Source organism: Rhizobium hidalgonense, from assembly GCF_005862185.2.
In the GTDB taxonomy this organism is placed as follows: Bacteria; Pseudomonadota; Alphaproteobacteria; order Rhizobiales; family Rhizobiaceae; genus Rhizobium; species Rhizobium hidalgonense.
On record NZ_CP054027.1, the window covers coordinates 2,996,590 to 3,008,615 of the forward strand.

Here is a 12,026-nt window from a genome sequence, read left to right on the forward strand (position 1 = left end):
GCCGCCGACAGCGATTGCTGCGGCGGCTTTTGCACGTCTGCTGCCCAGGATCAGGCCTGGATGACGACAACCCTGGCGCCGACTTCGACACGGCTATAGAGGTCGATCACGTCGTGGTTCATCATGCGGATACAGCCGCTCGACATGGCAAGACCGATCGATTGCGGCTGGTTGGTGCCGTGAATGCGGAAATGCGTGTCGCCGTCGCCGCGATAGAGATACATGGCGCGGGCGCCGAGCGGGTTATTCGGGCCGCCCGGCATGCCGCCGGCGAGCTTGCGATAACGTTCCTCGCGGCGCTGCATGTTTTCCGTCGGCGTCCAGCTCGGCCATTCGGCCTTGCGGCCGATATAGGCGTTGCCGGCAAAGGCCAGCCCCTCGCGGCCGACACCCACCCCATAGCGCACCGCCCTGCCGTCGCCGAGGACATAGTAGGCGCGGCGTGCCGGCGTATCGACGACGATCGTGCCGGCTGCATGTGTGGTTTCGTAAGCTACTTCCTGTCGGCGGAGCTCCGGCTTGATCTTGTCGATCGGCACCTGCTTCAACGGGAATTTTTCATCCGGAAGTGCGGCATAATTCGTCTGGCTGTTCAGGCCAGTCGACGAGCAGCCGGCGACAAAAAGCGGCAGAGCGATCAGGAAGCCCCGGCGGGAGATCGTCATGAAATGTGTCCTTAGTGCGTCAACATGATGTCGCAAGCTAAGGAAATTATGGTTAACGAACGACTAACGGCGGCCCGCAACAAGTGATCAACAAGGCGTCAGCACGTAAAAATTGTCGGCGGTGGGGATAATCCGCCTCACATATTCGGATAGACCGGCCCCTCGCCGCCCTGCGGCGGCACCCAGTTAATGTTCTGGTTGGGATCCTTGATGTCGCAGGTCTTGCAGTGCACGCAGTTCTGGGCGTTGATGACGAAGGTATCCTTGCCGTCCTTCTCCACCCATTCATAGACCCCGGCCGGACAGTAACGTGTCGACGGGCCGGCATAGATGTCGTGCTCCGACCGCTTCTGTAGGGCCATGTCCTTGACCTGCAGATGCACCGGCTGGTCCTCCTCGTGATTGGTGTTCGACAGGAACACCGAGGACAGACGGTCGAAGGTCAAGACGCCGTCCGGCTTCGGATAGGCGATCGGCTTGTGCTGGGAGGCCGGCTCCAGGCTTTGCGCATCGGTCTTGCCATGCTTCAGCGTGCCGAAGAAGGAGAAGCCGAGCAGCGTATTGGTCCACATGTCGAGACCGCCGAGCGCCACGCCGATCGCCGTGCCGAACTTCGACCACAGCGGCTTGACGTTCCTCACCCGCTTCAGATCCTTGCCGATGTCGGTGGCGCGCCATTCGTTTTCGATCTCGGTGACCTCGTCATGGCTGCGGCCGGCTGTCATCGCCGCGGCGATCTTCTCGGCCGCCAGCATGCCCGACAGCACCGCATTGTGGCTGCCCTTGATGCGCGGCACGTTGACCAGACCGGCCGAACAGCCGATCAGCGCCCCGCCGGGGAAGGAAAGCTTCGGCACCGACTGATAACCGCCCTCGGTGATGGCGCGCGCGCCATAGGAGAGCCGCTTGCCGCCCTCGAAGGTTCCGCGGATCGCCGGATGGGTCTTGAAGCGCTGGAACTCCTCGAAGGGATAGAGGTAGGGGTTCTTGTAGTTGAGGTGGACGACGAAGCCGACAGCCACCAGATTGTCTTCGAGGTGATAGAGGAAGGAACCGCCACCGGTCTTCATTCCCAGCGGCCAGCCGAAGGAGTGCTGCACCAGGCCCGGCTTGTGGTTCTCGGGCTTGACCTGCCAGAGTTCCTTGATGCCGATGCCGAACTTTTGCGGTTCACGATCCTTCTGCAGATCGAACTTGGCGATCAGCTGCTTGGCGAGCGAGCCGCGCACGCCCTCGCCGATCAGGGTATATTTGCCGAGCAGTTCCATGCCGCGGGTATAGTTCGGGCCGGGTTCACCATTCTTCTCGATGCCCATATCGCCGGTGGCAACGCCGATCACCGCACCGTCGTCATTGTAGAGCACTTCGGTTGCGGCGAAACCCGGATAGATCTCGACGCCGAGTTCCTCGGCCTTGGTTGCCAGCCAGCGACAGACGTTTCCGAGCGAGACGATGTAGTTGCCGTGATTGTTCATCAAGGGCGGCATCATGAAATTCGGCAGGCGGATCGAACCGGCCGGACCAAGCAGCAGGAAGTGGTCGGCATTGACCTCGGTCTTGAAGGGGTGGTCGGCATCCTCGCGCCAGCCGGGCAGCAGCCGGTCGATCCCAATCGGATCGACGACGGCACCGGAGAGGATATGCGCGCCGACTTCCGAACCCTTTTCCAGCACGACGACCGAAAGCTCGGGATTGACCTGCTTCAGCCGGATCGCCGCAGAAAGACCGGCCGGACCTGCGCCCACGATCACCACGTCGAATTCCATGCTCTCGCGTTCGGGCAACTCAATCGTCTCGGTCATTCACTCGTCTCCGCTTGGCGGCGTGCGGCCGTCATCCCATGGGCACTTTCTTGTCAAAACGAGAAAGCATTGTCGAGCCGGGATACGACAAGCAATCTTCAATTCGCACAATGATGTGCCCTGTGGGCTCAAATTTTATAACGTTTACGTTAACGTCAATTTGGGAGCACCATCGAACCGGTCACTCTCCCTTTCCTTTTCCGCCGCTTGCGCCTTATACATCCCTCACAGATATTGGAGGACAATCATGGATCTCGGCATCGAAGGCAAACGGGCGCTCATCCTCGCCTCCTCGCGTGGGCTCGGCCTCGGCATCGCCGCAGCACTGGCGCGCGAAGGCGCAAATGTGCTGCTCTGCGGACGCAGCGGCGAGCAGCTGGAGGCCAATTGCAAGGCGATCAACAGCGAAGGCAAAGGCCGGGCCGACTGGATCTGGGCCGACCTCGGCGACGAACGCTTCGTCGAGACGGTAACGAGCGCGGTGAAGGAAAAGTTCGGCGGGCTCGATATCCTCGTCAACAATACCGGCGGGCCGACGCCCGGCACGACCGAGGACATGACGGGTGAAAAGCTCGAGAGCTATTTCCTCTCCATGGTCGCCCGCGTGATCACGCTGACCAATGCGCTGCTGCCCGGCATGAAGGCACAGGGCTGGGGCCGCATCCTGACGGTCGCCTCCTCAGGCGTGATCGAACCGATCGCCAATCTAGCGCTGTCGAATACGCTGCGCCCCGCCCTTGCCGGCTGGAGCAAGACACTTTCCTCCGAAGTGGCGGGCTTCGGCATCACCACAAACCTGCTCTTGCCGGGCAGCATCCTGACGGGCCGTCTCGACGATCTCGACGGCGCGGCGGCAAAGCGGACCGGCAAGAGCCTCGAAGAGATCCGCACCGACAAGGAAGCGCGCATTCCGGTCGGCCGCTACGGCCGGGTGGAGGAATTTGCCGCAACGGCTGCCTTCCTGTGCAGCCAGCCGGCAAGCTACATCACCGGCTCGCTGATCCGCTGCGACGGCGGCGCGGCGCGATCCGTCTGACGGCTGCTTTAAAGCGCGTCGCAGCAAACTTGCTTCATGCGACGCGCTTGAGCTCTTGGTTTTATGCGTGTCGTTATCCCGGAACCGCTCCACACTTCCGGGCGACATGCATTAGCCGACATGGGCGGCGGCAGCCCATGTCGCAACATTTTGGACCATCAAGCCGACATGGGCCGGATCGTCTGCGAGTTCGGCGAGCTCGGAAAGACGATGGAAGCCCGTCAGGATCGCAATGCGCCGCCGGTCGAGCCGGCGTCCGGTCAGCATCTCATAGGCCGATACGATGCGTGCGGTCAGATCCGGCGAGATGAAATTCGAGTAGATGAATTCCTGGTGCAGCGGGCCAAAACCTGAATCGGCGAAATCGTAAATACCGTTGAGCCTCCCTTGCGCATGGTCGAAGGCCATGTTCCAGCCATGGCCGTCGAAGAAGCCGAAGACCGTGCCGTGGGGATCAGGCGGCAAGGCTTCGAAATCGGCGATGACGGGCTCGGCAAAACCCCTGATGTCGGGCGGCAACAGCGGCAAGGCCTTCGTTCGCACCGCCTCGGGCGATTGCCATGGCTGGATGGCTCCGACCCCGGCTTGACGCAGACGATCGGCATCAACATCGTGCAACTCGGCGTAAAACCGTGCGAGGTCATCGGCGAGGTGCCGGCGAACGCCCTGCCCCAGCGCATCGTAATCTTCGGTGATGAGATGCTCGCCGTCGAGCTTGGCATGGCTGGAGAAGATCGGCGGCCCGTCGTGAATGTGCATGTCGGGAACCGCCATCGACAACGACGGCCGAACGATGTCGAGCAAGGCGGCTTCCTTCACAAGCGCTCTTTCTGCGCCTGGATGGCGGGGGAACTTGAAGATCAGCGTGTCGTCGACGTCTACGGCAAGCGAATCCCAGCCCTTCGCTGCCAGCTTGAAGACGGAGGCCGTGAGTTCAGGAAACACGCTTATGATGAGAGAGCGAAATTCGCTTGCGTTCAATTCGGTCATGACGACCTGCCTTCTCTTTTTCCGTGTTTTTTCGCCGGGCGACGAACGGCACGCGGACCGATCTCGTCTTGTCGCGAGCCGCCCGCCCTCCGCCGTCAAACGGCACCGGGGTTACACTGGCCTATATTAGTATAGTTTGAATATTACGGAATATTCATTACAAAAATTTAAGCCATTATAACCACTTAGTGATTGCGACCCGGGAATTATGTCTTTTTTGCGCCGCAATATAGGCGGCTCAATCAGAGCATAAAAATCGCAAACCCCGTTCAACCCCCGGTCTCGCCCATGAAGAAATTTTGGATCACTGTCAGCGTTATCGCAGTTGCCGCCGTCGGCGTCTGGCAATTCGGGAATCTTGTTCCTTATGCCTCCCGCATGCCCTACCTCTCGCAGTTCATCAAGCAGCCGGTCAGCGGCGATGACGGGCGGCCGGCACAGGGCGATCAGGCGCAGGCCGATCAAGCGCAGAACGGTGGGCAACACCAGGGCGGCGGGCGCCGACGCGGCGGCGGTGGCCCGACAGTCGTGAAGACCGTGGCAGCCGTGAAAACGACGCTACCGACGGATGTGACGGCTTCCGGCTGGGCCGATGCCGACGACAACACCACCATCGCCGCGCAGGAACAGGGCCTGATCGTCAGCATCAGTGGCCAGGATGGGGCGACCGTCAAAGCCGGCGATCTGATTGCCAAGCTCGACGACCGGACAGCCAAGGCCGCCGTCGACAAGGACAATGCGATGATCGTGCGGGACACGGCGACGCTTTCGGAATCCGAAACCGCACTGGTGCGCGCGCAGGACCTCTTCGACCAGAAGGCCGGCACCCAGCAGAGCCTCGATCAGGCGAGAGCCGCCCGCGATACCGCCGCCGCCACCGTCGATGCCGATAAGGCGACACTCGCCTCGGATCAGATAATCCTCGAAAATACCGATATCCGCGCACCCTTCGACGGAAGACTCGGCGATATCGCCATCAGCAAGGGCGCTTTCCTCAATGCCGGCTCGGCGATCGTCACCATCGCCAAATACGATCCGATCTATGTGAAATTCCATCTGCAGGAACGCTATCTCAGGCAATTGAAGACCGCGCTCGCCGCCGGCCCGGTCGAGGTCAGCACGGTTCCCGCATCCACCAAGGGGCAAGTCCGCAAGGGCGAGATCAGCTTCTACGACAACACCGTCGATACCGCTTCGGGCACGATCCTCGCCAAGGCGAAATTCGAGAATGCCTCCGGCGCCCTCTGGCCCGGCCAGTCGGTCAACATCATGGTGCATTTCAACAGTAACGAACAGCAGGTGGTGGTGCCGACGGTCGCCGTCAGCCCCGGCCCGGAAGGGTTCTTCGCCTTCGTCGCCAAGGACGGCAAATCGCATCTGACGCCAGTCACGGTTGCCCGCGCCAATGGCGGCTTCACCGCCATCGAGTCGGGTCTTTCAGAAGGTGACCATGTGGTCGTCGAGGGCCAGGGCCAGCTCAGCGACCAGCAAGCGATCAAAGAGCAGTTCGACGAAAAGGCGCTTGATGTCGCCTCCGCCGATGAGCCTCGGCAACCCCAGCAATCCGAGACGATCGCCGTGGGAGCTCAGCAATGATCCCGAATTTCTGTATCCAGCGCCCCGTCGCGACGACGCTGCTTGCCATCGGCGTCATTCTGGCCGGCCTTGCCGGTTACCGGCTCGTGCCGGTTGCGGCACTCCCCCAGGTCGATTTTCCCACTATCAACGTTTCGGCGCAGTTGAGCGGCGCCTCGCCGCAGACAATGGCGACCTCGGTTGCCACACCGCTGATCAAGCAGTTCGAGACCATTCCCGGGATCAGCGAAATCAGCGCCTCCAGTTCGCTCGGCAGCAGCAGCATCGTGCTGCAGTTCGACCTCAACCGTGATATCGACGCCGCTGCAGCGGACGTGCAGGCGGCGATCTCGCATGCCACCCGCCAGCTGCCCGACAATCTGACGACGCCGCCGAGCTACCGCAAGACCAACCCGGCCGATGCGCCGGTCATGCTGCTCTCCGTGCAGAGCAACACCATGCCGCGCAGCAAGCTTGATGAGATCGCCGAGGACATCATCTCGCCGTCGCTGTCGACTCTTCCCGGCGTTGCCCAGGTCAGCGTTTACGGTGCGCAGACCTATGCCGTGCGCGTCGAGGTCGATCCCAACAAGCTGCTCACCCGCGGCATCGGCATCGATACCGTCAACAAGGCGCTTTCTGCCGCCAACAGCCAGCAGCCGGTGGGAACGCTGCAGAACAGTTCGCAGAGCATGACCATCACGGCGAACACGCAGCGCACCAATGCCGAACAATTCCGCTCGCTGGTCATTGCCAATCCGAACGGGGCGCCGATCCATCTCGGCGACATCGCCGATGTGCAGGACAGTGTCGAGAACCAATATACCGGCAGCTGGTATGACGGCCAGCGCGGCATCATCCTCGCCATTCAGCGCCAGCCCGACGCCAATACGGTCGATGTCGTCGATGCGATCAACGCCAAGCTGCCGCAGCTTCACGCCGAAATCCCGCCTTCGGTCAACACGGTCGTCATGAACGACGCGGCGAAACCGATTCGCGCCGCCATTGCCGACGTGAAGTTCACGCTGTTCCTGACGATCGGCCTCGTCGTTCTCGTCATCTACCTCTTCACCGGCCACGCCACAGCAACGATCATTCCGGGCCTTGCCGTTCCGCTGTCGCTGATCTCGACCTTCGGCATGATGTATGTGCTCGGCTACAGCATCGACAACATCTCGCTCTTGGGACTGACGCTCGCGGTGGGGCTGGTGGTCGACGACGCGATCGTGATGCTGGAAAATATCCTGCGCCATGTCGAGGAAGGCATGCCGGTGCGGGAGGCGGCGATCAAGGGGGCCGGCGAAGTCAGTTACACCATCATCTCCATGTCGGTCTCGCTGATCGCGGTCTTCATCCCGATCCTGTTGATGGGCGGCGTCGTCGGCCGCGTGTTCAACGAATTCGGCATGGTGGTCGCCATTGCCATCATCTCGTCGGCGATCGTCTCGCTGACCGTAACGCCGATGCTCGGCTCGCGCCTCTCCAACAACCACAGCCGTCCGCCGCTCCTCATCCGCCTCTTCGATGCCGGCTTCGAGCGGACACTCAACGGCTACGACCGGGCGGTCGGCTGGTGCCTGCGCCACCGCGTCACCATCCTCGGGGTTTTCCTCGCTTCCGTGGCGCTGACGGTCTATTTCTTCATGACGCTGCCGACGAGTTTCTTCCCGCAGGAAGACATCGGCCGGCTGACGATCAGCACCCAGGCGAGACAGGACATTTCCTATACCGCCATGGAGGCGCTGCAACAGCAGGCGGCAGCCGCCGTCAAGGCGAACCCGGCGGTCAACCACGTGATGTCGACGATCGGCGGCAACCCGAACAAACCGCAGAACAATGGCTCGATGTTCGTCGAACTCAAGGACAAGAAGGAGCGCCCGCCGCTTGACCAGACGCTGCGCGAATTGCGCACGGCGATCAACAGGATCCCCGGATTGCAGGCCTTCGTGACGCCGAACCAGAGCCTGCGCTTCGGCGGCCGCCAGACCGCCAGCCAGTATCAGCTGGTGGTTCAGGCACTCAGCGCCGACCAGACCAACCTCTGGGCCGGCAAGATCCAGGCGGCGATGCGTGGTGACCGAGGCCTGTTCACGGATGTCACCTCGGATGCCCAGAACAACGCCCTGCAGGCCAATATCGTCATCGATACCGAGCGGGCAGCGGCCTACGGCATCGACAACGATACGCTGCGCACGACGCTGCAGGAATCCTTCAGCGGCTATGCGGCCGCGGAAATCCAGTCGACGGGCGATAGCTATGACGTCATCGTCGAATACGACACCAGCAAGCCCTGGGACGACCAGAAGCTGTCGGAAATCCGTATCGCCTCCTCCAATGGCAGCTTGGTGCCGCTGTCGAACTTCGCCCATGTGCAGCGCACCACCGGCCCGGTGACCATCAATCAGACCGGTCAGCTGGTCTCGACCACGGTGTCCTTCAACCTGCCGGACGGCGTCTCGCTCAGCGACGCGACGGCGGCGGTCGAACAGATCAAGAAGGATATCAGCGTGCCGGCCGACGTCTTCACTTCATATGGCGGTACGGCGGAGATTTTCCAGCAGTCGCAGGGCAATACGCCCTATCTGATCCTGGCGGCCGTTTTGACCATCTATGTCGTGCTCGGTGTGCTCTATGAAAGCTTCATCCATCCGCTGACCATTCTCTCCGGCCTGCCGGCCGCGGCCTTCGGCGCGCTGCTGGCATTGAAGATCATGGGCTTCGATCTGTCGATCATCGCGCTGATCGGCCTGCTGATGCTGATCGGCATCGTCAAGAAGAACGCGATCATGATGATCGACGTGGCGGTGGAGACCATGCGCACGACCGGCGAAAAGGCGACAGCCGCGATCCACGAGGCCTGCGTGCGACGCTTCCGGCCGATCATGATGACGACCTTCTGCGCCCTGCTCGGCGCCCTGCCGATCGCGCTCGGCACCGGCGCAAGCTCGGAACTGCGCCAGCCGCTCGGCATCGCCGTCGTCGGCGGCCTCATCGTCTCGCAGATGCTGACGCTTTTCATCACCCCCGTCATCTTCGTCGAGATGGACCGCTTCGGAAACTTCCTCGGCCGCCTGATCGGTGGAAAGAAGGTCGAGAAGCCGGTGCAGGTGCAGGAGGCAAGGGCAATGGCCGCCGAATGATGATGGCCCTCTGAGTTCGGCAGTGCTGAATGCCCTTCTTGCGGCGCACTTCTTCATCCCAGCGGGAGAAGAAGTGCGCCTCGATCACATCAACTTTCGCTCCTCTTGAATGTGTCACGCCGCTGTGGCATCACCCGCCCTCCTTGATCCGGGCGTTCGCACGCCCTTCGCGGAGCCATGCTCCGTCTCCAATAACAATCGGCATGAAAGAGGTGCGGGCATGGCTCAGGCGCTGGGTTTGGACTTCGGCACGACGAATACGGTTCTCGCCACGGCGGATGGCGGGGCGACGCGTTCGATGGCATTCACGAGCACGGCAGGTACGGCCGACAGCATGCGAACGGCGCTTTCCTTCATGAAGGATGCGCAACTCGGCGCTTCGGCGCTGAAGGTAGAGGCGGGCCATGCGGCGATCCGCCAGTTCATCGACAATCCCGGCGACTGCCGTTTCCTGCAATCGATCAAGACCTTTGCGGCAAGCGCGCTCTTCCAGGGCACGATCATCTTCGGCAAGCGGCAGAGCTTCGAAGACCTGATGGAAATCTTCATCCGGCGCCTTCGCCATTACGCCGGCGAAAGCTGGCCCGATGGCAGCAACCGCATCATCGCCGGCCGGCCGGTGCATTTCGCCGGCGCCAGTCCGGACCCGGCGCTTGCGGTGCAGCGCTATAATGAGGCGCTGACGCGGTTCGGCTTTCCGGAAATTCATTATGTCTACGAGCCGGTTGCCGCCGCCTTCTACTTCGCGCAGAATTTGAAGTCCGATGCGACCGTGCTTGTCGCCGACTTCGGCGGCGGTACGACGGACTATTCGCTGATCCGCTTCGAGACCCGGGCCGGCAAACTGACGGCAACGCCGATCGGCCATTCGGGTGTCGGTGTGGCCGGCGACCATTTCGACGCGCGCATGATCGACAACATCGTCGCGCCGCAGATCGGCAAGGGCAGCCATTTCAAGAGCTTCGACAAGATCCTTGAGGTGCCGTCAAACTACTATGCGAGCTTCAGCCGCTGGAACCAGCTGTCGATCTTCAAGACCTCGCGGGAATTCGAGGATCTCAAGAAGCTGGTGCGCACGGCGCTGGAACCGGAGAAGCTGGAAATCTTCGTCGACCTGATCGACCACGACGAAGGCTATCCGCTTTATCAGGCGGTCTCTGCTACGAAGATGGCGCTCTCCTCCGCCGAAGAGGCGCCGTTCGATTTCGCCCCGCTCGGCCGTGGCGGCCATCGCATGATCAAGCGCAGCGATTTCGAAGGCTGGATCGTCGATGACCTCGCCCGTATCGAAGGGGCGCTGGACGATGTACTGGAAAAGACCAACACCGATGCATCCGGCATCGACAAGGTATTTTTGACCGGCGGCACCTCCTTCGTGCCGGCGGTGCGGCGCATTTTCACCGAACGCTTCGACAGCAACAAGATCGAGAGCGGCGGCGAACTGCTGTCGATCGCCCACGGCCTGGCGCTGATCGGCGAACGCGACGACATCGCGCAATGGACTGTGCAATAGAGCTTGCAAGGGCGGCCAATGTGCGGCCTGCCCTTTCAATGCGCATTTCTCTCCGTTAAACTTGCCGCATGATTTCCGCCAACGACCTTTCCCCTGCCGAGCTTGCAGCGCTTCTGCATTTCCATGCGGATGCCGGCGTGGAATGGCTGCTGGAGGAAGAGGCGGTCGACCGCTTCGCCGAATTCGAGGCGATGAAGGCCCGGCGCCCGGCGCCACAAGCGCAGCCTCAACCTGGCGCCGCCGGGGAACGTCCCGCGTCCAGCGAAAGCCGGACACCGCCGCGCCCGACTACGGCGGCGCGCCCTGTCCCGGCAGCGATCGCGGCTTCCGGTCCGCAACCAGCAATCCCGGATGGCGAGGCGGTGCAGCAGGCGCGCTTCGTCGCCGAAACTGCGCGATCCCTGGCGGAACTCAAAACCGCGATCGAAGCCTTCAACGGCTGCAACCTCAAGCACAGCGCCCGCTCGACCATCTTTGCCAGCGGCGATGCCGAAAGCGGTATCATGGTGATCGGCTCGGCGCCGGGCGCCGAAGACGATCGCGAAGGTGTGCCCTTCTCGGGGAAATCCGGGCAGCTGTTCGACAAGATGCTGGCGGCGATCGGGCTGACGCGCTCGAGCGTGCTGCTGACGCAGGTCATCCCCTGGCGGCCACCCGGCAATCGTCCGCCTTCGGCCGCGGAAATGGACATCTGCCGGCCCTTCATCGAACGGCAGATTGCGCTGGCCGAACCGAAGGCGATCCTGCTGCTCGGCAATTTTGCCGCCCGTTTCTTCTTCGGCGAAAACGACACGATTCACGGCCTGCGCGGCCGTTGGCGGGAGATTGCCGCTGCTGACTGTGTCATTCCTGCCATAGCCAGCCTGCATCCGCAGGATCTGTTGACCGCGCCCGTCAACAAGCGGCTGGCCTGGAACGACCTGCTCGCCTTTCAAGCGAAGCTTAAGTCCCTCTCTTTGCTTAGAAATTAGCCAAAGTTGAATAATTTATGAATCGACCCATGCGTTTTGCGCATGACTGCATCCCGTCGTGACGCATTGCGGAATCAATGCTGCACCGCAATATAAGGTGGTGTCTTGGGAGGAACCACAGGAACCAAGGCCATGAACAAGCATTTTCGTCCTATCCACAGCGGGTTTGAAACCCTTCGCCTCGCCGGCGACCAGGTTCGTTCCACCCACGGCTACAGCCGTTTCGGCTTTGCCGCCAACGAACAGATGACCGCCCGCGGCACCGGCATCAACGGCCGCACGGCGCGCCCCGACGCCATTTTCTCGGACTTCCAGCAATATTGAGCGGCAGGCG

Annotated in this window: 9 protein-coding genes; 6 read left to right on the plus strand and 3 right to left on the minus strand. The window is 61.9% G+C overall.

Annotation, left to right across the window (positions count from 1 at the left end):
- Positions 1-50: 50 nt before the first annotated feature.
- On the minus strand, positions 51-665 hold the full coding sequence (locus tag FFM81_RS14485) for a L,D-transpeptidase (protein ID WP_138384788.1): 615 nt from the start codon (positions 663-665) through the stop codon (positions 51-53).
- 137 nt (positions 666-802) lie between these two features.
- A complete protein-coding gene (locus FFM81_RS14490) occupies positions 803-2,467 on the minus strand; it encodes an electron transfer flavoprotein-ubiquinone oxidoreductase (protein WP_138384787.1) in 1,665 nt (554 codons plus the stop codon).
- A gap of 247 nt (positions 2,468-2,714) precedes the next feature.
- Between FFM81_RS14490 and FFM81_RS14495 the strand changes: the two genes are divergently transcribed.
- Positions 2,715-3,503, plus strand: coding sequence for an SDR family oxidoreductase (locus FFM81_RS14495; protein ID WP_138384786.1), 789 nt, complete (start codon positions 2,715-2,717; stop codon positions 3,501-3,503).
- 111 nt (positions 3,504-3,614) lie between these two features.
- Here FFM81_RS14495 and FFM81_RS14500 read toward each other — a convergent pair whose 3' ends face one another.
- Positions 3,615-4,493: an aminoglycoside phosphotransferase family protein gene (locus FFM81_RS14500; RefSeq protein WP_003569319.1), complete on the minus strand. Its 879-nt coding sequence runs from the start codon at positions 4,491-4,493 to the stop codon at positions 3,615-3,617.
- 288 nt (positions 4,494-4,781) lie between these two features.
- On the opposite strand from FFM81_RS14500, the gene FFM81_RS14505 reads away from it, so the two are divergent.
- The 5 genes from FFM81_RS14505 to FFM81_RS14525 all read left to right on the plus strand — a co-directional run bounded on the left by FFM81_RS14505 (position 4,782) and on the right by FFM81_RS14525 (position 12,016).
- Complete coding sequence (locus tag FFM81_RS14505) at positions 4,782-6,089, plus strand: efflux RND transporter periplasmic adaptor subunit (RefSeq protein WP_097536459.1); 1,308 nt, start codon at positions 4,782-4,784, stop codon at positions 6,087-6,089.
- Positions 6,086-9,208 (plus strand): efflux RND transporter permease subunit, encoded by a 3,123-nt coding sequence (locus tag FFM81_RS14510; RefSeq protein WP_097536461.1) that lies wholly within the window; start codon positions 6,086-6,088, stop codon positions 9,206-9,208. Before FFM81_RS14505 ends, FFM81_RS14510 begins: the two co-directional genes overlap by 4 nt.
- A 220-nt stretch (positions 9,209-9,428) precedes the next feature.
- Positions 9,429-10,721, plus strand: coding sequence for an Hsp70 family protein (locus tag FFM81_RS14515; protein ID WP_128399874.1), 1,293 nt, complete (start codon positions 9,429-9,431; stop codon positions 10,719-10,721).
- A gap of 68 nt (positions 10,722-10,789) precedes the next feature.
- Complete coding sequence (locus tag FFM81_RS14520) at positions 10,790-11,692, plus strand: uracil-DNA glycosylase (RefSeq protein WP_097536463.1); 903 nt, start codon at positions 10,790-10,792, stop codon at positions 11,690-11,692.
- 132 nt (positions 11,693-11,824) lie between these two features.
- Positions 11,825-12,016 carry a hypothetical protein gene (locus tag FFM81_RS14525; protein WP_003569328.1) on the plus strand — a complete coding sequence of 64 codons (192 nt, stop codon included), beginning with the start codon at positions 11,825-11,827 and terminating at the stop codon, positions 12,014-12,016.
- Positions 12,017-12,026 lie beyond the last annotated feature (10 nt).